Origin of the sequence: Dokdonella sp. (genome assembly GCF_039926425.1) — a bacterium.
In the GTDB taxonomy this organism is placed as follows: domain Bacteria; phylum Pseudomonadota; class Gammaproteobacteria; order Xanthomonadales; family Rhodanobacteraceae; genus Dokdonella_A.
The window spans coordinates 1-23,244 of the sequence record NZ_JBDSWZ010000045.1; the positions used below are offsets into that span (position 1 = coordinate 1).

The 23,244-nt window shown below is 63.8% G+C and carries 21 protein-coding genes, 4 tRNA genes and 1 pseudogene; 19 read left to right on the plus strand and 7 right to left on the minus strand.

From position 1 onward, the window contains the following. The 4 genes from frr to rpsB all read right to left on the minus strand — a co-directional run. Positions 1–437 (minus strand): ribosome recycling factor (frr, locus tag ABIV12_RS02700; protein WP_348055976.1); only part of this gene is annotated, 437 nt, incomplete at its 3' end. Positions 438–608: 171 nt separating this feature from the next. After that, positions 609–1,334 (minus strand): UMP kinase, encoded by a 726-nt coding sequence (gene pyrH, locus ABIV12_RS02705; RefSeq protein ID WP_348055977.1) that lies wholly within the window; start codon positions 1,332–1,334, stop codon positions 609–611. A 145-nt stretch (positions 1,335–1,479) separates the two neighbouring features. Further along, positions 1,480–2,358 (minus strand): translation elongation factor Ts, encoded by an 879-nt coding sequence (tsf, locus tag ABIV12_RS02710; protein WP_348055979.1) that lies wholly within the window; start codon positions 2,356–2,358, stop codon positions 1,480–1,482. 174 nt (positions 2,359–2,532) lie between these two features. Continuing rightward, a complete protein-coding gene (rpsB, locus tag ABIV12_RS02715; RefSeq protein ID WP_348055980.1) occupies positions 2,533–3,420 on the minus strand; it encodes a 30S ribosomal protein S2 in 888 nt (295 codons plus the stop codon). Positions 3,421–3,756: 336 nt separating this feature from the next. Here rpsB and map point away from each other — a divergent pair, with 336 nt between their 5' ends. The 6 genes from map (at position 3,757) to ABIV12_RS02745 (ending at position 10,579) form a co-directional block, all read left to right on the plus strand. Continuing rightward, a complete protein-coding gene (gene map / locus ABIV12_RS02720) occupies positions 3,757–4,521 on the plus strand; it encodes a type I methionyl aminopeptidase (protein WP_348055982.1) in 765 nt (254 codons plus the stop codon). Positions 4,522–4,635: 114 nt separating this feature from the next. Then, a complete protein-coding gene (gene glnD, locus ABIV12_RS02725; protein ID WP_348055984.1) occupies positions 4,636–7,296 on the plus strand; it encodes a [protein-PII] uridylyltransferase in 2,661 nt (886 codons plus the stop codon). A gap of 11 nt (positions 7,297–7,307) precedes the next feature. Continuing rightward, positions 7,308–8,129, plus strand: a complete 822-nt coding sequence (dapD, locus tag ABIV12_RS02730; RefSeq protein WP_348055986.1) for a 2,3,4,5-tetrahydropyridine-2,6-dicarboxylate N-succinyltransferase — start codon at positions 7,308–7,310, stop codon at positions 8,127–8,129. Between the two features lie 78 nt (positions 8,130–8,207). After that, complete coding sequence (locus ABIV12_RS02735) at positions 8,208–8,570, plus strand: Spx/MgsR family RNA polymerase-binding regulatory protein (RefSeq protein WP_348055988.1); 363 nt, start codon at positions 8,208–8,210, stop codon at positions 8,568–8,570. Between the two features lie 16 nt (positions 8,571–8,586). After that, complete coding sequence (gene dapE / locus ABIV12_RS02740) at positions 8,587–9,717, plus strand: succinyl-diaminopimelate desuccinylase (protein WP_348055990.1); 1,131 nt, start codon at positions 8,587–8,589, stop codon at positions 9,715–9,717. A gap of 121 nt (positions 9,718–9,838) precedes the next feature. Next, positions 9,839–10,579 (plus strand): hypothetical protein, encoded by a 741-nt coding sequence (locus tag ABIV12_RS02745; RefSeq protein WP_348055992.1) that lies wholly within the window; start codon positions 9,839–9,841, stop codon positions 10,577–10,579. Between the two features lie 16 nt (positions 10,580–10,595). On the opposite strand, the gene prfA is transcribed toward ABIV12_RS02745, so the two are convergent. Both prfA and hemA read right to left on the minus strand, forming a co-directional pair. Further along, the gene (gene prfA, locus ABIV12_RS02750) at positions 10,596–11,678 is read right to left on the minus strand and encodes a peptide chain release factor 1 (protein WP_348055994.1); all 1,083 of its coding nucleotides are present in this window, start codon (positions 11,676–11,678) and stop codon (positions 10,596–10,598) included. Positions 11,679–11,830: 152 nt separating this feature from the next. Next, complete coding sequence (hemA, locus tag ABIV12_RS02755; RefSeq protein ID WP_348055996.1) at positions 11,831–13,102, minus strand: glutamyl-tRNA reductase; 1,272 nt, start codon at positions 13,100–13,102, stop codon at positions 11,831–11,833. A gap of 322 nt (positions 13,103–13,424) precedes the next feature. On the opposite strand from hemA, the gene ABIV12_RS02760 reads away from it, so the two are divergent. The 8 genes and pseudogenes from ABIV12_RS02760 to ychF all read left to right on the plus strand — a co-directional run bounded on the left by ABIV12_RS02760 (position 13,425) and on the right by ychF (position 20,368). Next, positions 13,425–15,050 carry a tetratricopeptide repeat protein gene (locus ABIV12_RS02760; RefSeq protein ID WP_348055998.1) on the plus strand — a complete coding sequence of 542 codons (1,626 nt, stop codon included), beginning with the start codon at positions 13,425–13,427 and terminating at the stop codon, positions 15,048–15,050. Further along, on the plus strand, positions 15,047–15,649 hold the full coding sequence (gene lolB / locus ABIV12_RS02765; protein ID WP_348056000.1) for a lipoprotein insertase outer membrane protein LolB: 603 nt from the start codon (positions 15,047–15,049) through the stop codon (positions 15,647–15,649). The genes ABIV12_RS02760 and lolB overlap by 4 nt, the downstream gene beginning before the upstream one ends. Continuing rightward, on the plus strand, positions 15,634–16,545 hold the full coding sequence (gene ispE, locus ABIV12_RS02770; RefSeq protein ID WP_348056002.1) for a 4-(cytidine 5'-diphospho)-2-C-methyl-D-erythritol kinase: 912 nt from the start codon (positions 15,634–15,636) through the stop codon (positions 16,543–16,545). Before lolB ends, ispE begins: the two co-directional genes overlap by 16 nt. Before the next feature lie 9 nt (positions 16,546–16,554). Continuing rightward, positions 16,555–16,630: transfer RNA gene (locus tag ABIV12_RS02775), tRNA-Gln, on the plus strand. Between the two features lie 116 nt (positions 16,631–16,746). Then, a complete protein-coding gene (locus tag ABIV12_RS02780; protein ID WP_348056014.1) occupies positions 16,747–17,700 on the plus strand; it encodes a ribose-phosphate diphosphokinase in 954 nt (317 codons plus the stop codon). Between the two features lie 84 nt (positions 17,701–17,784). Then, a pseudogene (locus tag ABIV12_RS02785) lies at positions 17,785–18,396 on the plus strand (50S ribosomal protein L25/general stress protein Ctc); the annotation flags it as partial. Positions 18,397–18,609: 213 nt separating this feature from the next. Continuing rightward, positions 18,610–19,194 (plus strand): aminoacyl-tRNA hydrolase, encoded by a 585-nt coding sequence (gene pth / locus ABIV12_RS02790; protein WP_348056004.1) that lies wholly within the window; start codon positions 18,610–18,612, stop codon positions 19,192–19,194. A gap of 82 nt (positions 19,195–19,276) precedes the next feature. Then, positions 19,277–20,368 (plus strand): redox-regulated ATPase YchF, encoded by a 1,092-nt coding sequence (gene ychF / locus ABIV12_RS02795; protein ID WP_348056006.1) that lies wholly within the window; start codon positions 19,277–19,279, stop codon positions 20,366–20,368. A gap of 112 nt (positions 20,369–20,480) precedes the next feature. Here the strand turns inward: ychF and ABIV12_RS02800 are convergent, their stop codons facing one another. Beyond that, on the minus strand, positions 20,481–21,560 hold the full coding sequence (locus ABIV12_RS02800) for a DUF11 domain-containing protein (RefSeq protein ID WP_348056008.1): 1,080 nt from the start codon (positions 21,558–21,560) through the stop codon (positions 20,481–20,483). Positions 21,561–21,695: 135 nt separating this feature from the next. On the opposite strand from ABIV12_RS02800, the gene ABIV12_RS02805 reads away from it, so the two are divergent. The 5 genes from ABIV12_RS02805 to ABIV12_RS02825 all read left to right on the plus strand — a co-directional run. Beyond that, complete coding sequence (locus ABIV12_RS02805) at positions 21,696–22,187, plus strand: acyl-CoA thioesterase (RefSeq protein ID WP_348056010.1); 492 nt, start codon at positions 21,696–21,698, stop codon at positions 22,185–22,187. A 286-nt stretch (positions 22,188–22,473) separates the two neighbouring features. Next, positions 22,474–22,559: transfer RNA gene (locus tag ABIV12_RS02810), tRNA-Tyr, on the plus strand. 104 nt (positions 22,560–22,663) lie between these two features. Then, a tRNA-Gly gene (locus ABIV12_RS02815) sits at positions 22,664–22,737 on the plus strand. Between the two features lie 154 nt (positions 22,738–22,891). Beyond that, a tRNA-Thr gene (locus ABIV12_RS02820) sits at positions 22,892–22,967 on the plus strand. Positions 22,968–23,051: 84 nt separating this feature from the next. Further along, the coding region (locus ABIV12_RS02825) for a GTP-binding protein (protein WP_348056012.1) at positions 23,052–23,244 on the plus strand (193 nt) is incomplete at its 3' end.

Sequence of the window (23,244 nt, forward strand, 5' to 3'; positions counted from 1 at the left end):
TTGTCCTTGATCAGTTCCTTGACCTGGTGCAAGGCATCCCGGCGCACGTTGCGCACCGCGACCTTGGCGTCTTCCCCTTCATGCCCGACGACCTTGGCAAGCTCGCGACGACGCTCTTCGGTCAGCGCCGGCAGGTTGATGCGGATGACGTTGCCGACGGTATTGGGCGTCAGCCCGAGGTCGGACGCGAGAATCGCCTTCTCCACCAGCGGAACGAGGTTCTTTTCGAACGGCGTGATGGTGATCGAGCGCGAGTCGGCGAGCGCAATGTTGGCAATCTGCGAGATCGGCGTGTCCGCACCGTAGTACGAAATCTTCAGCGGCTCGACCAGGGAGGTACTCGCGCGGCCAGTGCGCAGACGCGTGAGATCGTGCTTGAGCGCATCGACGCTCTTCTGCATGCGTGTCTGGGTGTCTTTCTTGATCGAATCGAGCATCGCTATGAGCGCCTGTTCCGCCGTGCAGGAAGTCTCGCAGTATAGCAGCGGGCCTGCCTGCGGCGGACCTGGCGGCTCGCGCAGTGGCGGCTCCACGCGGGGAACCCGCGCGCGAACTCTTCAGGGTTGGCGCGTGCTCATTCCGGGAATGCGGTCAGGAGCGAGGGTGGGTCAGCGTGAACTGCCGACCAGCGTGCCGATTTGCTCGCCACGCAGGATGCGCATCAGATCGCCTTCGCGCGACATGTCGTAGATGCGCAGCGGCACCTTGTGGTCGCGGCACAGCGAGATCGCGCTGGTGTCCATCACCTGCAGGTTGCGCTGGATGACTTCGTCGTACGAGAGGCGGTCGTAGCGGGTCGCGGCCGGGTCTTTCGCCGGGTCGGCGCTGTAGACACCGTCCACCTTGGTGGCTTTCAGGAGCAGGCCCGCGCCGATCTCGATCGCGCGCAACGCTGCGGCCGAATCGGTGGTGAAGAACGGATTGCCCGTGCCCGCCGCGAAGAGGGCGATGCGACCCTTCTCCAGATGACGGATCGCGCGACGGCGAATGAAGTCCTCGCACACCTCGTTGATCTTGATCGCCGACATCGTGCGCGCGACGCCGCCGGCCTTCTCGATCGCATCCTGCATGGCGAGTGCGTTCATCACCGTGGCGAGCATGCCCATGTGGTCGCCGGTGACGCGGTCCATGCCGGATTTGGCGAGCCCTGCGCCACGGAAGATGTTGCCACCGCCGATCACGACGCCGATCTGCACGCCAGCGCGCTGCACCTCGATGATCTCGCGGGCCAGTCGCTGCAACGTGTTCGGATCGATGCCGTAGTCGGATTCGCCCATCAGTGCTTCGCCGGAGAGTTTCAGCAGAATGCGCTTGTATTTCAGGTCGGCAGGCATCGTCATTCTCCGGCGGCGGGCAAAACAGGCGCATTGTAGAGGACACGCCGGACGTTCGGGGGTCGTCGTCGATCTGCGGGCCCGTCAAATGAAAAGGCCGCGATCGCTCGCGGCCTTTCGATCCACCGATTCACCGGATGCGCCGTTACGCGAGCCCGGCCTGCTTCATGACCTCGGCGGCGTAGTCCTCAACGACCTTCTCGATGCCTTCGCCGACGGCGAGACGCTGAAAGCCGATCACGTCGGCGCCCGCAGCCTTGGCGGCGGCTTCAACCGACTGGTCGGTGTTGAGCACGTACGGCTGGCCGTACAGCGTCACCTCGTTGACGATCTTCGCGATCTTGCCGCTGATGATCTTCTCGAGGATTTCCGGCGGCTTCGACTTGTCCTTGTCGGACATCTTCGCAAGCTCGATTTCCTTTTCCTTTGCGACGAAGTCAGCGGGAACATCGGCTGCCTTGTTGTGCGGCGGATTCATCGCGGCAACATGCATCGCGACATTGCGCGCGAAGTCGGCGTCGCCGCCTTTCACCTCGGTCAGCACGCCGATGCGGCCGCCGTGCACATAGGCGCCGACGTTGTTGGCGCTGTCGATACGCGCCATCCGGCGCACCTGGATGTTTTCGCCGATCTTCGCGATCAGTGTCTGGCGTGCCTGGTCGACGCTGCCGCCACCCGGCCACGGCATGTCGAGCAGTTCGCGCACGTCCGGGGCGCCACTGGTCAGTGCGATCTTCGCCACTTCGGCCGCGAAGTGCAGGAAGCTCTCGTCCTTGCCGACGAAATCGGTTTCGCAATTGACTTCGACCAGCACGGCCTTGCCGGAGTCCTGCGCCATGACAACGCGGCCTTCAGCGGCGACGCGACTGGCTTTCTTGTCGGCCTTGGCCAGGCCCTGCTTGCGCAGCCACTCGGCCGACACGTCGATGTCGCCCTTGTTCTCGGTGAGTGCCTTCTTGCACTCCATCATGCCGGCGCCCGTGCGCTCGCGCAGTTCCTTGACCAGCTGTGCGGTGATTTCCATGGTGTCCTCGATAGCCGGAATGCCGCATCGCGCGCGGCGCCCGTTCTGGGAAAAGCCGTCGCGCCCGCATCAGCGGGGGCGACGTCGAAAGGGGGCAGACTCATGCGCCGACGATTCGTTCGTCGACGCCGATCGGTAAAGGCTCCGGGCGATCATGCAGCCCGGATCCAGCGTTTACTCGGCAGCCGGTGCGTCGGGCTTCGGTCCGCGCGGAGGCGGCGGTCCACGACGCGCGGCGGGCGGACGCTTGTCGCCACCGGGCTTGCGCGGACCGGGCTTGCGGCGGTCGTCGCGATCGCGTGCATCGCGCTTGACCACCGGATTTCCTTCGGCGTCGAGCTCGACGAATTCGTCTTTCTCGTTGGCAGCCATCTGCGGAGCAGCAGCCTTGCCTTCGAGAACGGCATCGGCGACCGCACTGGCGTACAGCTGCACGGCGCGGATCGCATCATCGTTGCCCGGGATCGCGTAGTCGACCAGGGTCGGATCGTAGTTGGTGTCGACCACCGCGATGACCGGAATGCCGAGCTTCTTGGCTTCCTTGACCGCAATGTCTTCGTGGCCGATGTCGATGACGAACAGCGCGTCGGGAAGGCGGTTCATGTCCTTGATGCCGCCGAGCGACTTCTCGAGCTTTTCACGCTCGCGACTGCGCGACAGCACTTCGTGCTTGACCAGCTTCTCGAAGCTGCCGTCGGTCGCCATCGTCTCCAGTTCCTTCAGACGCGACACCGACTGCTTGACCGTGCGGAAATTGGTCAGCATGCCGCCGAGCCAGCGCTGCGAGATCGACGGCATGCCACAGCGCGCTGCCTCTTCCTTGATCGCATCGCGTGCGGAACGCTTGGTGCCGACGAACAGGATGGTGCCGCGCCGCTGCGCCAGACCCGAGATGAAATTCATCGCGTCGGTGAACAGCGGAAGCGTCTTTTCGAGGTTGATGATGTGGATGCGTCCACGCGCGCCGAAGATGTACGGCGACATGCGGGGATTCCAGTAACGGGTCTGGTGACCGAAATGCACGCCTGCTTCGAGCATCTGGCGCATGGTGACTTGAGGCATTGTCATATTCCTTGATGGGGAGTCGAAGCAAGCTCCTCATGAAAAATCCGCACAGGTGATGTGCGGGCTCTCGCGAGGGACTCGCATGACTCCGGGGTTGGAACCTCCACGTACCCGCCGCGTGCGACTCCTTGCGGAGCACCCCGAACGCGGTGACGATACGTGTGCGGATTCGGCATCTGCCGTAACGGCGTTGCTGCACCGGTCATTGAAGATCGGTCGCTCAGCCGCGATATTCGTTTCGCAGCCAACGACTTACGAAGTCGAGCCACGAAACCATACAATTCTAGCCTGTACGGCGCCATTGCGCCAGATGCACGAAGCCATTGAGGAACCATGCCCGTCACCGTCAAGACCCCGGAACAGATCGAAAAGATGCGCGTCGCAGGCCGCCTTGCCGCCGAAGTGCTGGAAATGCTGATTCCCCACGTGAAGCCTGGCGTCACCACCGAACAGCTCGACGAGTTGGCGTACGACCACATCGTCAACGTGCAGAAGGCGGTGCCGGCCAATGTCGGCTACAAGGGTTTTCCGAAAACGCTGTGCACGTCGGTGAATCACGTGATCTGCCACGGAATTCCCAATCCCGGCAAACAGCTCAAGGATGGCGATATCGTCAACATCGACGTGACCGTGATCAAGGACGGCTGGCACGGCGATACCAGTCGCATGTATTTCGCGGGTGAGCCGTCCGTGCTGGCGAAGCGCCTGGTGGAGACCACGCTGGAAGCGATGCTGCTTGGGATCGGCAAGGTTCGCCCGGGCGCGACGCTCGGGGACATCGGCCATGCGATCCAGTCGCATGTCGAGGCACAGGGGTATTCGGTGGTGCGCGAATACTGCGGCCACGGTATCGGACAGATCTACCACGAAGATCCGCAGGTTCTTCATTACGGCCACGCGGGGGCCGGGCTGAAGCTCGTGAAAGGGATGACATTCACGGTCGAGCCGATGGTCAACGCGGGCAAGCCGTACACACGGCTGCTTCCGGACGGCTGGACAGTGGTGACCAAGGACCATTCGCTCAGTGCGCAGTGGGAACACACGATCGCGGTCACCGACGACGGCTACGAGATCCTGACCGCCTGGCCGAACGGCTGATCGACAACGTTGCCGGATCGCCACCGGCACGCGTCGCAGGTTATCGTTGAGCGGCCGCGTCGACGCGCGCCAACCGTGATTTCCGCTGCTGTACCCACGAGCGAGCCCGCCAACGTGGAATCGACCCAGACGCCCCATCTGCCACCCCTTCCGCGCCTGCCACCGGCGCTCCCGCGCAGCGGCGTGTCGAGCGAGGCGCGACTGGCGCTTCGCCAGGTGCTTGGCGACATTGGCCTGCGTCTGATCACCGCGTTCCGCGAAGGGGTTCCTGCGAACGACATCGTCACGCGACGTGCACAGAGCGTGGAGCGGGTGGTCGATCACGTCTGGCGATCCTGTGTCGGCGATGCGGCGGATGCCGCGCTGTTTGCCGTCGGCGGATTCGGGCGCGGCACCCTTTTTCCGTATTCCGACGTCGACCTGCTTGTGTTGGTCGATCCGGATGCGATGGCGCGCCAATCGCGCGCGTTCGAAGCGTTCTTCGCCTGCCTGTGGGACATCGGACTCAAGCCCGGCAGCGCGGTGCGCACGCCGGCACAGTGCAGGGAACTCGCCGCGACCGACGTGAGTGTATTCACCGCGTTGCTCGATGGACGCCTGATCGCCGGCAGTCCGCTGCTCGACGCGGCGCTCGCAAGGATTGTCGACGATCGCTCGATCTGGCCACCGAAGGAATTCCTTGCGGCCAAACGCGCCGAGCAGGCCGCGCGGTATGCACGCTTCAACGACACCGCCTACAACCTCGAACCCAATCTCAAGGACAGCCCCGGCGGCCTTCGCACGCTCGACCTGATGCGCTGGCTCGGCCGGCGGATCGCCGATGCCGCCGATTTGCCGGCGATGGTGGACCACGGCCTCATCGACGCCACCGAGCTTGCCGCACTCGAACGATCCGAGGCGACGTTGTGGCGCTACCGCAATGCGCTGCACCTCGCGGCAGGCCGCGCCGAGGAGCGCCTGTTGTTCGACCATCAGCGCCAGCTGGCCGATGAGCTCGGGTTCGAGGACCAGCACTCGACGAATCTGGGTGTCGAACAGTTCATGCAGGGCTACTACCGCGCGGCGACGATCGCCGAGAGGATCGGGGCACAGCTGCAGGAACGCTTCACCGAATTGCTGGAACCTGCGAGTACGCCGCCACGAACCATTGACCCGGACTTCGTTGCGCTTGGCACGCGGATCGAAGTGCGTTCGTCGGATCTGTTCGTACGGCGACCGCGCGCGATGGTCGATGTCTTCACGCTGCAGCTCGACCACTCGGAGCTGCGCGGACTGTCGTCGCAGACCATGCGCCTTCTGCAACAGGCGCTGGCCCATTACGGCGACGACTTCGCAGCCGACGCCGACGTGCTCGCCGCATTCCTCGCGTTGCTGCGGCGCGGTGCTCCGGCGGTGGAAGCGCTGGCGCGGATGAATCGCCACGGCGTTCTCGCGGCGATCCTGCCGTCGTTCCGCCGCGTCGTCGGACGCATGCAATACGACCTGTTTCACGTCTACACGGTCGACGAGCACACGCTGCGCGTACTGCGCAACATTGCGCGCTTCGCCGACCCGCAGGCACGCACCGAATTGCCGCTTGCGTGCGAGACATTCGCGACGCTCGACAAACCGGAACTGCTGTTGCTCGCTGCGTTGTTCCATGACATCGCAAAGGGCCGTGGCGGCGACCATTCCGAGCTCGGTGAAGTGGAGGCGCGTGCGTTCTGCGAGAGCCTTGGTCTCGCGGATGGCGATGTCGACCTGGTCGCGTGGCTGGTCCGCTGGCACCTGCTGATGAGCGTCACCGCGCAGCGTCAGGACATCACGGATCCGGATGTGGTGCATCGCTTCGCGATCCAGGTCGAGGATGGCGAGCGACTGGACAACCTCTACCTGCTGACCATTTCCGATATTGCCGGCACCAATCCAAGATTGTGGAACGAGTGGAAGGCGCGCCTTCTGGCGGATCTGTATGTGGCAGCACGGTACGCACTGCGCGCGGACCTGCATCGGCCGCCGCATGCGGACACGCGCGCTGCCGCGTGCCGCGCGCGTGCGCAGGAGCTGCTGGCGGCGGGAGGAATGGACCCCGCCGATGCCGTGCGGTCCCTGGGCAATTTCCCCGAAGCGAGCTTTCTTCGCCACAACGCGGAGCAGGTCGCGTGGCAGGCGCGCGCGTTGGCCTCAAATTCCGATGTGCAGGCGGCAACCATTGCAGTCCAGACCCGGTCATCGCGTGGCAGCAGCGAACTGTTCGTCGGCGCCAGGGATCGCGATGGCTTGTTCGCCGCGATCGCCGCAACACTTGACCGGCTTGGTTGCAACGTCGTCGCGGCACGCCTGCTGGTGGCGGCCGACGGTCGCGTGTTCGACACGTTCGAACTGCTCGATTCGAGCAGCCTGGCCGCGCTCGACATCGAGCGCGTGGACCTGCTCGAAGCGGACTTGCGCCGCGCACTGGCTCCACGGGAGCTGAGGCCGCGCGTCGTTCGTCGCGGTGTACCGCGGCGCCTGCGCCACTTCCAGCGCGCGCCACAGATCTCGTTTGCGCAAGCCGGACGCGCGACCCAGCTCGCTCTGGTCTGCAGCGATGGTCCGGGCGTGCTTGCGCGGGTTGCGCAGGCGTTCCGAGCGGCGAACGTACGTGTGCACGACGCGCGCATCGCGACGTTCGGCGAGAGGGTGGAAGACTTCTTCATCCTCAGCGACGAGAATGACGAGGCCCTGACCGTGCCGGTGCAGGCGACGGTCCGACGGATCCTCATGGACAGCCTCGGCACAACGAATCCCCCCTGAACGGACAACGCATGCACGCGCATCAATCCCTGATCGATGACGCTTGGGAACGCCGGAACGCGTTGTCCGAAGCGGAAATTTCCAGCACGCTTCGCCCGGCGATCGAGCAGGTTCTCGATGCGCTGGAAGGAGGCCACACGCGTGTTGCCGAGCAGGATGGCGACGGTGGCTGGACGACGCATCAATGGCTGAAAAAAGCCGTATTGCTGTATTTCCGCATCAGTGCAAACCGTCTCATGGACGGTGGCCCGATGGCGGCATTCGACAAGGTGCCGTTGCGCTTTTCAGGCGCTGACGAGGACGATTTCCGCGCCGCTGGCGCACGTGTGGTCCCGGGCGCACTGGTGCGCCGTGGAGCGCACGTCGCGCGCGACGCGGTCCTGATGCCGAGCTACGTCAACATCGGCGCATACGTCGGGGCCGGCACGATGGTCGACACCTGGGCGACGGTCGGCTCCTGTGCGCAAATCGGCGCGAATGTGCATCTGTCCGGTGGCGTCGGCATCGGTGGCGTGCTCGAACCGTTGCAGGCGAATCCGACGATCATCGAGGACGACTGTTTCGTCGGCGCCCGCTCCGAAGTGGTCGAGGGCGTCATCGTCGAGAAAGGCAGCGTCATTGGCATGGGCGTCTTTCTCGGCCAGTCGACGAAGATCTACGATCGCGCAAGCGGCGAAGTCACCTACGGCCGGATACCTGCCGGGAGCGTGGTCGTCGCTGGATCGCTGCCGGCCGCCGATGGCAGCCACAGCCTGTATGCCGCGGTGATCGTCAAGCGCGTCGATGCGAAGACCCGTTCGAAGACCAGCATCAATGAACTTCTGCGTGCGTAGGCCGCACACGTTTTCTGCAGCCGGCGCCGTTGGCGCGGCCGCAGTCGTGTCACAACAAATTTCTCGCGACGTACCGCCATGACAATCACGCTCTACGGCCTCGACAAGTGCGACACGTGCAAGAAGGCGCGCAACTGGCTCGACCGGCACAAGGTCGGTTTCAGCTTCGTCGACTACCGCGCCAACCCGATTCCTGCCGCGCTGTTGAAGGAGTGGGCGCCGGCGCTTGGCGGCTGGGAAAAGCTGGTCAATCGCAGCGGCACGACGTGGCGCGCGTTGCCCGACGCACGCAAGGCGCCGGGGAGTGCAGCGGAGTGGACGCTGCTGATCAAGGAACATCCAGCGCTGATTCGCCGGCCGCTGGCCATACTCGACGACGGCAGCGTGCATCAGGGATTCAGCGATGCGCTCTATGGCAAGCTGTTTGCGCGTGTCCTCTGAGCCGGCGGCGCCCGCCATGTCCGATGTCGTCGACCTGACCTGCGACTTGATCCGTCGGGCATCCGTCACGCCCGATGACGCGGGTTGCCAGGCGATGCTGGCTGCGCGACTTGCGCAGTCGGGCTTCGCGGTCGAGAGTCTCCGCTATGGCGACGTCGACAACCTGTGGGCCACGCACGGCGATGGCGGACCGGTTGTCGTGTTCCTCGGGCATACCGACGTGGTGCCGACGGGGGCAGTGGACGCGTGGGCCAGCCCGCCATTCGAACCGGTCATCCGTGATGGCCTTCTATATGGCCGGGGCGCCGCAGACATGAAATCGGGTGTCGCGGCGATGGTGGTCGCGCTGGAGGAGTTCGTCCGCGCCAATCCGCAGCATCCCGGAACGCTGGCGCTGCTGCTGACCTCGGACGAAGAGGGTGCATCGATTGATGGCGTCCGTCGCGTTGCCGACGAGTTCCGCCGGCGTGAACAGCGCATCGACTGGTGTGTCGTCGGCGAGCCCTCGTCGAAAACGGTGCTGGGCGACCTGATCCGCGTCGGTCGGCGGGGGTCGCTGACCGGACGTCTTCGCGTCCACGGGGTGCAGGGTCATGTTGCTTATCCGGAGAAGGCAGACAACCCGATCCACGCATTCGCCGAAGCGCTGGCGCAGCTGACGGCGATTCGATGGGACGAGGGCAATGACGCGTTCCCGCCGACATCGTTCCAGATCTCCAATCTACATTCCGGAACCGGCGCGGACAACGTGATTCCCGGCGATCTGCATGCAGTGTTCAATTTCCGGTTCGGAACCGCGAGCACCAGTGCGTCGCTGCGTGAACGCGTGGAAGTCATCCTTCGCGCCCATTCGGTGAACTTCACGCTGGACTGGTGGTTGTCGGGCGACCCGTTCGTGACACCATCAGGCAAGCTGCGCGACGCGACGCTGGCCTCCATCGCGGAACACTGCGGAATCGTGCCGGAGCAGAGCACAGGCGGCGGCACGTCCGACGGCCGCTTCATCGCGCCACTCGGCGCCGAAGTCGTCGAGCTTGGACCCGTGAACGCGACAATCCACAAGGTCGACGAGCAGGTGTCGGTGTCCGATCTCCAGCGCTTGCCGGCTTTGTACGGCTCGATCATCGGCCATTTGTTGCAAGCCTGATCCCGCGCGCGGGCAATCAACACGAAACACCTACGTTGGCCTGAAAGCTTCGAGGTTGTTGTGTCAACCTTGGGCGTGCTATTGGTGGACACGTCGCGTCCAGTGAAAAAGGATTTTTGCCATGATCAGGATCTCCCATCTTGTTTCGGTCGGTTTGCTGACAGTTGCTCCGGTCTTTGCGTCGTCACCGCAGAATCCGCCGAGTCCTTTGAGCTACCAGTGGAACGTGTCGGTGGACAAAGACGGTCACCTCGTATCGCTCACCGCTCAAAGCGACCTTGGCGCGGATGTGCGCGAGCCGCTTGAGCGTGCAATCCGCGGCTGGACGTTCGAGCCTGGTCGTATCGACGACCATGCCGCAGCCACCGAAACGACCTTGACGGTTGACGTCAGCTTCGTCCCTGCCCCACAAAACCGGTATGCGGTCCGCATCGACGATGCGCGGACCGGCGGAGCCATCTCTTTTCCAAAGGGCGACAGCCGTGCAATTCCGCGCCTGCCCACCAAGGGCATCCGCAACGGAACGGCGGCGCTCGTGGTGGTGAAGGTGGCGTACGACGCCGACGGGCACGTGCTCACCGTCGATCCGCAAGCATCGGAATCGGTGGCAAGTACTCCGGCATTCGACCAGGCGACGGTGACGGCGGTCCGCCGTTGGAGTGCGCGTCCGGAGCGCGTCGGCGGCCATGGTGTGCCCGCTGTCGTGATGGTTCCGGTGTGTTACACGGTTGGCACTGCGAACACCACGTTCGACTGCTCATGGCGGCCCCATGGCAGCCGGGCTGTGATCGGTCAGGGTGGAGCGCTGGCGCTGGAGTCGGCGGTTCACCTTCAGACCGACATCATCGGACACGCACTGTAGAGTCCCTTCGATCGGCCTAGAGAGTGCCTGTCAACTGCTGTAGCTGATCGGCCTGATCCTCGCGAGTCAATGCATCGACGAGTTCGTCGAGATCTCCGGTGACGATTTCCGGAAGACGATACAACGTGAGATTGATGCGGTGGTCGGTGATGCGACCCTGCGGAAAATTGTAGGTGCGGATGCGCTGGCTGCGATCGCCCGATCCCACCTGCAGTTTGCGCGATTCGGCCTGCACTGCGGCCTGCTTGCTGCGTTCGGCATCGAGCAGCTTCGCTTTCAGCAACGACAGCGCACGTGCGCGATTCTTGTGCTGGCTGCGTTCGTCCTGGCACTCGACCACCATGCCGCTTGGCAGATGGGTGATGCGGATTGCCGAGTCGGTCTTGTTGACGTGCTGGCCGCCGGCCCCGGATGCGCGGAAGGTGTCGGTCTTGAGATCGGCCGGATTGAGATCGATGTCATCCACTTCATCGAGTTCGGGCAGGATCGCAACCGTCGCCGCTGACGTGTGAATGCGTCCTTGGGCTTCGGTTGCCGGCACGCGCTGCACGCGATGCGTTCCGGATTCGTACTTGAGGCGTGAAAACGCCGAAGCGCCTTCGACGCGCGCGATCACTTCCTTGTAACCGCCGTGTTCGCCGTCGCTGGCGGAAAGAATCTCGACGTTCCAGCGGCGCCGTTCGGCGTAACGCAGGTACATGCGCAGCAGATCACCGGCAAAAATTGCTGCTTCGTCGCCACCGGTTCCGGCGCGGATTTCGAGGAACAGGTTGCCCTCGTCGCGCGGATCCTTCGGGATCAACAGTCGGTTGAGATCGTCTTCAAGCGTGGTGCGCTGTTCTTCCAGCGTCGCGATCTCCTCGCTCGCCATCTCTTTCATCTCTGGATCGCGCAACATCGCCTGCGCTGATTCGAGCGCCACGCCGGCGTCGTCGTAGGCGTGCAGTGACTCGGTCAGCGGTGTGAGGTGCGAATGTTCACGCGAGACCTCGCGCAGTCGCGTCACGTCTCCCAGCACTTCCGGACTCGCAAGCATGCGTTCCAGTTCTTCGTGGCGCTCGGCGAGTTGTTCGAGTTTGCGGCGGATGCTGGGTTGCATGAAAGGTCGGGATTGGCGAGTGGAACGTCGAAGGGCCGTGCGTTGCGGCGGGACTTCGTGCGAGTGCGCATCGGGTGGCGGAATCAGGGGTCGCGATGGCACGACGTGAATCGGGATAACGAATTCCCGTTCCCGTTCCCGGCCCAGCGACGCTAACGCTCGCGCTCGCTGTCCCCGTTCGGATCGAACAGGCGTTCGGCGGCACGCAGCAGTTCGGCATCGCCGCGCAACGCGGCGGAGCGCAGGTTGGCGCTCGGCGCGTGCAGCAGCTTGTTGGTCAGTGTATTGGCGAGGAATGCGAGGGCTTCTTCAGGCGATCGACCCCGCGCGAGCAGGGAGCGGGCCTTTGCGAGCGTGTCGTCGCGGCTGACTTCCGCCAGTCGGCGCAGGTCGATTGCCGGGTTGTGCACGCCAATCGAGCGCCACCAGCCCATGAAATGTTCGACCGAGAGTTCGATCATGGCCTCGGCTTCGCGTGCGGCCTCGCGGCGCGAGCGCATGTTTTCGTCGATCACCTGGCGAAGGTCGTCGATCGTGTAGAGATACACGTCTTCGAGTTCGGAAACCGAGGGTTCGATGTCGCGCGGCACCGCGATGTCGACGAGGAACATCGGCCGGCGACGCCGTGCGGCGATCGCCGAAGCGACCTGAGCCCGCGACAGCACCGGTTCGCGGCTTGCCGTGGAGGAGATCACGATGTCTGCTTCGGGAAGATGCTTGTCCAGGTCTGCGAGTGCGATCGCGTAGCCGCCGAATCGCGTGGCCAGCGTTTGCGCGTTTTCGAGGGTCCGGTTGGCGACGATCAGACGCCGCACGTTGGCTTCGGTGAGGTGTCTCGCGGCGAGTTCGACCGTTTCGCCCGCGCCGATCAGCATCACGCAGGCGCCGCGCAGGTCGGTGAAGACGCGTTCGGCCAAGCGTACTGCCGTGAACGCCACCGAGACGGTGCTGGCGCCGATGCGGGTGTCGGAGCGCACCCGCTTGGCGACGGAAAATGTGTTCTGGAAGAGGCGCTCCAGAGGCGCCTTGAGCGAATGGGCGTCGCGCGCAAGGGCGTAAGCATCCTTGACCTGACCCAGGATCTGCGGCTCGCCAAGCACCATCGACTCCAGACCGGTCGCGACGCGGAACAAATGCCGGACCGCGTCTGCATCATGGTGACGGTAAAGGAACTCGTCGACGCGGTTGTTGGTCAGATCGCGGTCGCGATGCAGCCACGCGGCAGGAACGGATTCCGCGCCGTCGTCCACCGTGCAATAGAGTTCAGTCCGGTTGCAGGTCGACAGGATGGCCGCTTCGCGCACACCGGGCTCTGCCATCAGTCCTGCCAGCGCCGGCGTTGTCGCATCGGCCGGAAAGGCGACGCGTTCGCGCAGGGCGACCGGTGCAGTCTGGTGATTGAGTCCGAGTGCGACTAAAGCCATTGCAAGCGAGCGCCATGAAGAAGACTGAACATGTCGCCCGCAGCACCTGGGACGCTCCGCATCGGTTGGCCGAACGGCGTGAACGGATCGGCTAAGCTAGTCCGCATATCGTCATGGCTGGACTTGGATCTTCGCGGCGACTGTGGCGAATTGTGCGGGCGCCGTCCCGCGATATCAAGCAATACAAAGGCTTCGCATGGATCTCCCGCGCACTCTCCGTCATCGATGTCATCGGCCCACCCACGGCGCCCACGCCGTCGCGCTTTTTTTCGGCTGCCTGGTTGTCGCCGCCTGTTCGAATGTGAAACCGGACGCGCGAGGCGTGTTGCCGCGAACGGCTGCCGCGGTGCCGGTCGCTCCTGAACAGGATCTTCCGCTAAAGCTTCTGACCGCGCAGTTTGCGCTGCAGCGTGGCGACCTTGCGGCGAGCGCGCAGGGATTTGCCGAGGCGTCGGACCTCTCGTCCGATCCTGCACTGGCCGAGGAAGCAACGCGGCTTGCACTTGCGGTGAAGGACTGGAGTCTTGCTCGTCGCGCGCTGACGCGCTGGCAGCAACTGGTGCCAGCGGAACCGGGAGTGATCCAGGCGCGTGCATGGATTGCTCTTGGTGAAGGACATGCCGATGCAGCGTATGCGGCTCTGTCGTCGCTCGCTGCCGTCGGCGACGACCAGTCATGGAGGTTGATTGCGCAAACCCTGCTCAATGGCAACGACAAACGTGTCGCGGGCGAATTGCTCGCGCGGCTGGCGACGCCCGAGCGACTTGGCGCAAAGGAATCCAATTGGGTCGCTGTGAGCCAGCTGGCTTTCAAGCTCGGCGACAAGGACGTTTCGCGTCACCTTGCCGATACCGCGGTCGCCCGTTTTCATGGCGACGACAGCTATGCGTGGAGTGCGCGCCTTGCGCTGGACCGTGGCGAAAAGGCGACTGCGCGGGCGACCTTCGCCGAAGCTCTGCGTCGCAATCCGACGAGCGTTCCTCTTCGAGGCGGCTATGCGGCGCTGCTCGCCGACAGCGGTGACAACGCCGGCGCCGCGCGCACACTGTCGACCGGGCCACAGGATGACGTGACGTACGGCGCCCGCGCGGCCTACGCGGCGCGCGCCGATGACAAGCCCGCGTTGCAGGCGCTTTATCGCGAATTGAATGCCGACAAACCGGCGCGCGATGGAAAACGGCTTTTTCTGCTCGGCCAAGTGGCCGAGATGATCGACAAGCGCGAAGAGGCGCTGGCGTGGTACCGCACGATTTCGGATCAGGACGAACACTGGTTCGATGCGCAGATGCGCGAAGTGGTCGTGCTGGACAAGCTCGGCCGCACCGGCCAGGCGCTCGAATTCCTGCACCAGTTGCAATCACAGGCGTCGGAAGACAGCGAGCAGTCGGGCGCAACCTACCTGCTCGAGGCCGACCTCCTGCGCGCCAAGCGTCCGCGCGAAGCGATTGCCGTGTACACGCGTGCACTGGGCGCGCTACCGGACGATCCGCGACTGCTGTACGCGCGTGCGCTGCTGTTCGTTGACGAGGGCGATCTTCCGGCGGGTGAACGCGATCTGCGCCGAGTGATCGAGCTCAAGCCTGACGATGCAGAGGCGATGAATGCACTCGGCTATACACTCGCGGATCACGGTGATCGCGGCAATGCTGACCAACAGCGTGAAGCACTCGCACTGATCCAGCGCGCGCTGAAGCTGAAGCCCGACGAGCCCGCGATCATCGACAGCCTGGGGTGGGTGCGCTATCGCATGGGCGATCTCGATGCGTCCATCGAGAATCTTCGCCGAGCCTATTCGAAGCAGCCCGATCCCGATATCGCCGCGCATCTGGGCGAAGTGTTGTGGGTCAAAGGCGACCGCGACGAGGCCAGGCGGGTGTGGGAACAAGGTCGCAAGAAGGATTCGAAAAACAAGGCGTTGCTGGAAGCGATCAAGCGGCTGACGACATGAAGCCGTCACGGATTTTTTTCGCAACCCTGTCGTCGCTGCTGCTGGCCGCGTGCGCCGGCCGCAACGTACGGCCGCTGCCCGCGGATGCGGACCTGCTGTCGAAACAGGCAACACGCGAACGCGCATTGGCGACGCGCACCACATGGACTCTGAAAGGCCGGCTCGGTGTTTCGGACGGCCACGACAGCGGCAGCGGAGCGCTGGAATGGCAGCAGACCGGGTCGCGTTATCGGTTTAGCGTGCACGCGCCGGTCACCGGCAAGACCTGGGTGCTGTCCGGCGAGCCCGGTCACGCCGTCCTTGAAGGTCTGCGCGATGCTGTGGTCGAAGGGGGCGACGCCGCGGCGTTGCTCGAACGCGAACTGGGCTGGCGTGTGCCGGTCGCGCAACTCGTTCACTGGGTCCGCGGCGCCCGTGCGGGTGGTGCGGCGCAGATCCGCTTCCGCGCGGATGGCTTGCCTGCCGAGATCGACGAGGACGGCTGGACAGTCGAATACCTCGACTACGGTCCCGGCGAGCCTGCCCAGCCAAGCAAGGTGTTCGCCAGCAAGGGCGACTACAAGGTGCGACTGTCGATCCGCGAGTGGGCGGGGCTGTGACGCCGTGGTCGAAACCGGCTCAGGTCGATCATGACGGTGGCTGGAGCGACTGGCCCGCGCCTGCGAAGGTCAACCTGTTCCTGCATATCGTCGGCCGGCGTGATGACGGGTATCACCTGCTGCAGACCGCGTTCCAGTTGCTGGACTTCGGCGACACCGTGCGGCTGCGTCCGCGCGACGACGGCCGGATCGTGCGACTCGATCCTCTGCCCGATGTCGACCCCGACGTCGATTTGACGGTGCGAGCGGCGCGCGTGCTTGCGCTGGAAACGGGTTGTTCGCTCGGCGCCGATATCGCGCTCGACAAGCGCATTCCGATGGGCGGTGGGCTGGGAGGCGGAAGCTCGGACGCAGCGACCGTGCTGGTGGCCCTCGATGCACTCTGGAAAACATGCCTGGGCACGCCGGCACTGGCCGCGATCGGCCTCGCTCTGGGGGCCGACGTGCCGGTCTTCGTCCGTGGCGCGAGCGCCTGGGCCGAAGGGATCGGCGAGCAATTGACGCCACTGGACGTCCCCGAGAGCTGGTTCGTCGTGGTCGACCCTGGCGTGCGCGTGCCGACGGCTGCCCTGTTTCAGGATCCGGATTTGACACGCAGCGCGGCACATCTGACAATTCCGCTCTTTGCTTCAGGCGCTGAAACGGTCAATGTGTTCGAGCCGGTCGTGCGCGAACGCTTTCCCGCTGTGGCGCGCGCACTGGATTGGCTGCAGACACGCGCGCCGGCGCGGCTGAGCGGGTCAGGCGGATGCATCTTCGCGCGCGCTGCGTCGCGCGAGTTGGCCGAAGCGATCGTCAACGAATGCCCGGCGGAATTTCGCGCGTTCACCGCGCGCGGGTTGGCAACGTCGCCGCTGCACGCGCGGGTGCTGGAATGGCGTGAAGCGCGGGTTTGAGGTTTCGGTTGGGGCGTCGCCAAGTGGTTAAGGCACCGGGTTTTGATCCCGGCATTCGCAGGTTCGAATCCTGCCGCCCCAGCCATCGCGCGTGACATCCATGCGACGCGCATCGTGGTCGATGACGTTGTGCGGGTTTGCAAGAATGGTCGGCATCCCCCAGCGAAATGGGCGCAACGGAGCAACGCAGTGGACACGACCATCGATCCGGGCATCCTCATTTTCACGGGCAACGCGAACCGCGACCTGGCGTCGACGATCTGCGACAAGCTCAATGTTCCGCTCGGCAAGGCGCTCGTCGGACGCTTCAGCGACGGTGAGGTGCAGATCGAGATCGAGGAAAACGTGCGCCGCCAGGAGGTGTTCGTGATCCAGCCGACGTCGGCGCCGACGGCGGACAATTTCATGGAGTTGCTGGCCCTGATCGACGCGCTCAAGCGCGCATCGGCGGCCAGCGTCACCGCGGTGGTGCCGTATCTCGGATATGCCCGCCAGGATCGGCGCCCTCGTTCGGCGCGCGTTCCGATCACGGCCAAGGTGGCGGCGCAGATGATCTGCACGGTCGGTACGGATCGCGTGCTGACGGTTGATCTGCACGCCGATCAGATCCAGGGCTTTTTCGACATCCCGCTGGACAACGTGTATGCGTCGCCGGTGCTGCTCGCGGATATCTGGCGCTATTACGCCAACGACGACCTGATCGTGGTGTCGCCGGATGTCGGCGGCGTCGTGCGAGCACGGGCGATGGCCAAGCGGCTGGATGACGCGGATCTGGCGATCATCGACAAACGCCGTCCTCGGGCGAATGAATCGACTGTGATGAACATCATCGGCGAGGTGAAGGACAAGGTCTGCATTCTTGTCGATGACATCGTCGACACGGCCGGCACGCTGTGCGCAGCGGCATCGGCATTGAAGAAGAACGGCGCGCGCAAGGTCGTTGCTTACTGTACGCATCCGGTTCTGTCGGGCCCGGCGATCGCCAACATCGACGGCTCCGCCCTCGACGAACTGGTCGTGACCGATACCATTCCGCTGTCGGCGTCGGCGCAGTCCTGCGGCAAGATCCGCCAGCTCTCGGTCGCCGAGTTGCTGGCCGAAACGATCCGGCGCATCGCCTACGGCGAGTCGGTGAGTTCGCTGTACGTCGATTGATTTCCGTTCAAAACGGCTCTCCTGGTCGCGGGGGAGCTCCACACTGCCGCGAGGCGGTCTCCATCGAGAAAAGGCAACACGCACATGGCAAAGACCCACGAAATCACAGTTGAAAACCGCAAAGTCGAAGGCAAAGGTGCGAGCCGCCGCCTGCGTCACGCGGGATTTGTTCCGGCCATCGTTTACGGTGGCGAGCTGAAGCCGGTCAGCATCCAGATCCAGCACAAGGATGTGTGGCATGCGAGCCAGAACGAATGGTTCTACGCGTCGATCCTCGACCTCAGTCTCGGCGGCGACGTGCAGAGGGTGCTGCTGCGTGACATGCAGCGCCATCCGTACAAGCAGCTGGTCCTGCATCTGGATTTTCAGCGCGTCAACGAAAACGAGGCGATCCGCCTGCGCGTTCCGTTGCACTTCATGAACCAGGAAGTTTCGCCCGCAGGCAAGACCGCCGGAATCGTCATCACCCACGAGATGAACGAAGTCGAGGTCTCGTGTCTGCCGAAGAATCTGCCGGAGTTCATCGAGGTCGATCTGTCGGAGCTGAACGTCGACGACATCATCCACCTTTCGACCATCAAGCTTCCCGAGGGCGTCGAGATTCCGGAACTGCGCTTCGGCAAGGAGCACGACCACGCGGTCGTTGTCGCCAAGCAGCAGCGTGCGGAAGTGGAGACGGAAGCGGCCGAAGGTGATGCTGCCGCAGCGCCGGCAGCTGGCGCACCGGCCAAGGGTGCCGCGCCAGCCAAGGGCGCCGCGCCAGCCAAGGGAGGTGCCGCTGCCAAGGGCGCTGCACCTGCCGCTGCCGCGAAGGGCGCCGCGCCGGCGAAGCCTGCCGGCAAGAAGTAATCGTGGTTTCCCGCTCCCGGTCGCGGTCACTCGCGACCGGGAGCAGGAGCGCTGCCACGCATGGCGGACCTGCGTCTCATCGTCGGCCTCGGCAATCCGGGCGCCGAGCACCTGCGGACCCGGCACAACGCCGGTTACTGGTTCGTGGATGCGCTGGCGCGTCGCGAAGGGGCGAGGCTCGGAATCGATTCGAAACTGCGCGGCGAGATCGCCAGAATTACCATTGAGGGTCGGTCGGTCTGGCTGCTCAAGCCGATCACGTTCATGAATGCGAGCGGCGATTCCGTCGGTGCGGCTCTTCGCTACTGGAAGATCGCGCCCGAAGAAATGCTGGTGGCCCACGACGATCTCGATTTGCCTGCCGGAGCTGCGCGCCTCAAATTCGACGGCGGGCACGGTGGCCAGAACGGGCTGCGCGATCTTTTTTCGAAAGTCGGCGACGGCAAGTTCCATCGCCTTCGCCTCGGCATCGGCCATCCCGGCGACAAGGACCGCGTGCTCGGCTGGGTGCTCGGCAAACCGTCGAGCCTCGATGAAGCATCCATCGTCGATGCAGTCGGTCGATCACTCGACGTTCTCCCACTTGCGGTGAAAGGCGAGTTCAACGAAGCGATGAAGCGCTTGCATACGAACCGGGACACCTGAGTCGCGAGCTGGGGCCTGCAGAACCCGAGGCCCGCGTCCATTCCTCTATCCCATTTCCCATTTCTTCTTCCGGATCCAAGCCATGGGCATCAAATGCGGCATTGTCGGTTTGCCCAACGTCGGCAAGTCGACCCTCTTCAATGCGCTGACCAACGCGGGTATCGCGGCGGCGAATTTCCCGTTCTGCACGATCGAGCCGAATGTCGGCGTCGTGCCCGTGCCGGATCCCCGATTGGCTGCGCTCGCAGGCATCGCGAAGCCGCTGAAGGTCATCCCGACCTCGATGGAGTTCGTCGACATTGCCGGTCTGGTTGCCGGTGCGTCGAAAGGCGAGGGGCTGGGTAACAAGTTTCTCGCCCACATTCGCGAAGTCGACGCGATTGCGCACGTCGTGCGTTGCTTCGATCATCCGGACATCGTGCATGTCGCCAACCGCATCGATCCGATCTCCGACATCGAGACGATCGATACCGAGCTTGCGCTGGCGGATCTCGATTCAGTGGACAAGGCGCTCAATCGCGTCGAACGCGCTGCCAAGGCGAACGACAAGGAGGCGCTCGCGAAACGGCCGGTCCTGCAGAAACTTTCCGCTGGTCTCAACGAAGGGAAGTCCGCACGCAGTCTCGGCCTCGACGACGACGAGCGGGCTCTGGTGCGCGACCTCTTCCTGCTGACCATGAAGCCGTTGATGTACATCGCGAACGTGCTTGAGGACGGCTTTACCGACAACCCGTATCTCGATCTCGTGCGTGCGCGGGCCGCGACCGAAGGCGCTGAAGTGGTGCCCGTGTGTGCAGCGATCGAAGAGGAAATGGCGCAGCTCGAAGACGCCGATCGCGACGAGTTCCTGAAGGATCTGGGCCTCGACGAACCGGGGCTCAATCGGGTGATTCGCGCCGGTTACAAGTTGCTCGGATTGCAGACCTATTTCACCGCCGGCGAAAAAGAAGTGCGCGCCTGGCAGGTGAAGGCAGGCTCCACCGCACCGCAGGCAGCGGCGGTGATCCACACCGACTTCGAGCGCGGTTTCATCCGAGCCGAGACGATCGCCTACGACGAGTACATCAAGTACCGGGGCGAAGCGGGTGCGAAGGACGCAGGTCGGTTACGCCTGGAGGGAAAGGAATACCTCGTCAAGGAAGGCGACGTTCTGCATTTCCGGTTCAACATCTGAGGACATCCGCCGTGACGCAGCGCGGACCATCCGGAGCATCCGGAAGGTCCGCGAGTGACAAGCAGTGAAAGAAAAATTGGGCGTACAAGGTCCGCGCGCGCCGTGCCGCCACTCATTTTGCGCTGGAGGAGAGTCGCGAGGCCATCGGCTTCAGCGTTCCCACCACGATGATGGAGTTCTCGAAACCGTCGGCAAAAATCATGTCGCTGACGGCGGGTTCGAGGTCGAGACTCGCCGTGTTGTTGGTCGAATCAGGGTCGGTGACCGGCGCGTGCACGACCGCGGTCGCTGAATTGCTGAGCGTTCCGTTCGCATTGGCGCCGACCGTGCCGTTGACGGTGTAGACGGCCTGACTTCCGGACGGAAGGTTGGCGGTGTCGATGATGTTGCCGCTGCCGGAGGTCGTGCAACTCGCTCCGCCACTGGGAGCGCACACCCAGGTGATGCCGGTGAAGGCACTGGAAAACGTGTCGACGACCGTGGTTCCCGGCGCCGATGCGGGACCGCTGTTCCCGATCGTGATCGTGTACTGGAGCGTGCCGCCCGGGACATATGCGCCGGGTACGCTCGTGAGCGACGTCGACACATTGGCGGCCGAGCTCGCGGTCTGGCAGTTCACGACGGCGCGGATCACCCAGTCCCCAAGCACCAAGAGATCGGACGAGGAGTACCAGGCGGGACCCGCTCCATTGTCCCCGTAGATGGAGTTCCGGTTCGGCTGGATGCCGTCGGTGTCCCGGACGACGCTGGGGTCGCTGGACTGCTGGGCTTCGGAGAATTCGTAAGCGACCACAACGGTTTCATTGGTGGTCACCGGCACGTTGATCGGAAGCGTATTGTTCTCGTCCTGGTAACGGAATTCGTTCAGCGCATTGTCGTTCATCACCGGACCGCCGACGCTCAGTGCAAGGTCGCCAGGAACGGGGAATACGCCGCTCCGGTAAATGTTGATCGCGTTGCCGATCACGAACGGCTGGGTGCCGCTGGCGGAGCGCCAGAAAATCTGGACTGCCACCAGATTGCCGTCGCAGGGGCTCGTCAGCCACGAACCGGCCATTTCACCTGCGACGAAACCCTGCACGATGACGGCCGGACCAAAATCGGTGAGCGAATCGTTCTTGACGGTGATTTCGTTGGCTGCCGCCGCGCGGGAAACGGTCAACAGGAATCCAAGCCAGATGGTGGAGCGCATTGTGATCTTCCCGTGACGCCGGATCGGCGAAGCCAGCTTACGGGTCACGGCCGTCCGATGGCGCGACTGCGATCACACAAGGCCGAGGGAAGGCGCTAGTCTGCGCGCCCGCAAATGCATTCATGGATCCGCGCCATGCCCGGTCAGCAACGAGAGGTCGAATTCCGATTCCTTGCAGAGCCGGCCGACGTGAACTTCGGTGGCAAGGTGCACAGAGGCATGGTGATGAAGTGGATCGACCAGGCGGGCTACGCGGGGGCGGTCGGCTGGAGCGGACGCTATTGCGTCACCGTGGCGGTCGGCGGAATCCGCTTCCTGCAGCCGATCCTGATCGGCGATCTGGTCACGGTGCGGGCGAAACTGATTCATACCGGCAGTTCGAGCATGCACTTCGCGGTGGACGTGGCTGCGCGGGATCTGAAATTGACCGGCGAGCGTCTGGCAACCAGTTGCGTCATCGTTTTTGTCGCGCTGGAGGCTCCAGACGGCAAGCCGACAACCGTTCCAGCCTGGCAGCCGGTCGACGAGGAGGATTGCCGTCTCGCCGACCATGCGCAGCGACTGCAGGAACTTTCCCGCACGATGGAGGGGGAGGTGGCGCGAATCCGCGCTGTTGCGGGAGCCTGAAGCACTGCAGCAGTCGCCGTCGTGAAGTCCTCACGTCGTCCGAGCTGGCATCCCCTTGACAGTAGAGGGCGCGGGAACGGAAAATGCGCGGCTCCGTGCACGGGTGGATACTCCGGCGATCGACAGAATGAACGTGTCGGCACGCATGTTCATGCGTCCAGAGGTACAGGCGGATCGCCGGGAGCGGTCCGGTTCGCGCAGCGAAAGTGGCGCGATTGAACAACGATCAACCATCCATCTCCCGGATGGGCGACCTTCAAGGCAGTTCAGAACAAGTCCGGATTCCGGAGAGATACCCAAGCGGCCAACGGGGGCAGACTGTAAATCTGCTGGCTCACGCCTTCGGTGGTTCGAATCCACCTCTCTCCACCAAGCCAGTGCAATGCGCGACGCGCGAGCGGCGCGGTATCAGACAGGCAGCACCCGATGGGATGTGAATCCCCTGTCGGCGCGGTACCCAAGCAGGTTGTTTCGGCGCGGGAGTAGTTCAATGGTAGAACTTCAGCCTTCCAAGCTGATTGTGCGGGTTCGATTCCCGTCTCCCGCTCCATTGAATCGCTGAGTTTTTGTTTTTGCTTTGCCTTATTGAAGAGTCCGGCAGGATGCCGGTTTGTTCTTGGCCGTCAGGGAGGACGGCAAAAATAAATATCCAGCATGGATGCTGGTTTGTTCTTCTGCCGCCATGGAGGGTGGCTCAAGTACAGGCTCGTGTAGCTCAGTCGGTAGAGCACTTCCTTGGTAAGGAAGAGGTCGAAGGTTCGATTCCTTTCGCGAGCACCATCCAGACGCTTCCAGGTTGCGCGGTTTGTTTTCCCGGGTTTCGTCTCCATTTAAATCGTTTCCATCAGATCGGGGTTTTTCGCAATGGCCAAGGGAAAATTCGAGCGCACCAAGCCGCACGTCAACGTAGGCACGATTGGCCACGTGGATCATGGCAAGACGACGCTGACGGCGGCGCTGACGAAGATCGGCGCGGAGCGTTTCGGCGGTGAGTTCAAGGCATACGACCAGATCGATGCGGCGCCGGAAGAAAAGGCGCGCGGAATCACGATCTCGA

Excerpts from the sequence above, each read along its gene's own strand:
- pyrH (WP_348055977.1), bottom strand. The coding sequence starts at position 1,334 with ATGCCTGCCGACCTGAAATACAAGCGCATTCTGCTGAAACTCTCCGGC.
- tsf (WP_348055979.1), bottom strand. The coding sequence starts at position 2,358 with ATGGAAATCACCGCACAGCTGGTCAAGGAACTGCGCGAGCGCACGGGC.
- rpsB (WP_348055980.1), bottom strand. The coding sequence starts at position 3,420 with ATGCCTCAAGTCACCATGCGCCAGATGCTCGAAGCAGGCGTGCATTTC.
- map (WP_348055982.1), top strand. The coding sequence starts at position 3,757 with ATGCCCGTCACCGTCAAGACCCCGGAACAGATCGAAAAGATGCGCGTC.
- dapD (WP_348055986.1), top strand. The coding sequence starts at position 7,308 with ATGCACGCGCATCAATCCCTGATCGATGACGCTTGGGAACGCCGGAAC.
- ABIV12_RS02735 (WP_348055988.1), top strand. The coding sequence starts at position 8,208 with ATGACAATCACGCTCTACGGCCTCGACAAGTGCGACACGTGCAAGAAG.
- dapE (WP_348055990.1), top strand. The coding sequence starts at position 8,587 with ATGTCCGATGTCGTCGACCTGACCTGCGACTTGATCCGTCGGGCATCC.
- ABIV12_RS02745 (WP_348055992.1), top strand. The coding sequence starts at position 9,839 with ATGATCAGGATCTCCCATCTTGTTTCGGTCGGTTTGCTGACAGTTGCT.
- prfA (WP_348055994.1), bottom strand. The coding sequence starts at position 11,678 with ATGCAACCCAGCATCCGCCGCAAACTCGAACAACTCGCCGAGCGCCAC.
- hemA (WP_348055996.1), bottom strand. The coding sequence starts at position 13,102 with ATGGCTTTAGTCGCACTCGGACTCAATCACCAGACTGCACCGGTCGCC.
- lolB (WP_348056000.1), top strand. The coding sequence starts at position 15,047 with ATGAAGCCGTCACGGATTTTTTTCGCAACCCTGTCGTCGCTGCTGCTG.
- pth (WP_348056004.1), top strand. The coding sequence starts at position 18,610 with ATGGCGGACCTGCGTCTCATCGTCGGCCTCGGCAATCCGGGCGCCGAG.
- ychF (WP_348056006.1), top strand. The coding sequence starts at position 19,277 with ATGGGCATCAAATGCGGCATTGTCGGTTTGCCCAACGTCGGCAAGTCG.
- ABIV12_RS02800 (WP_348056008.1), bottom strand. The coding sequence starts at position 21,560 with ATGCGCTCCACCATCTGGCTTGGATTCCTGTTGACCGTTTCCCGCGCG.
- ABIV12_RS02805 (WP_348056010.1), top strand. The coding sequence starts at position 21,696 with ATGCCCGGTCAGCAACGAGAGGTCGAATTCCGATTCCTTGCAGAGCCG.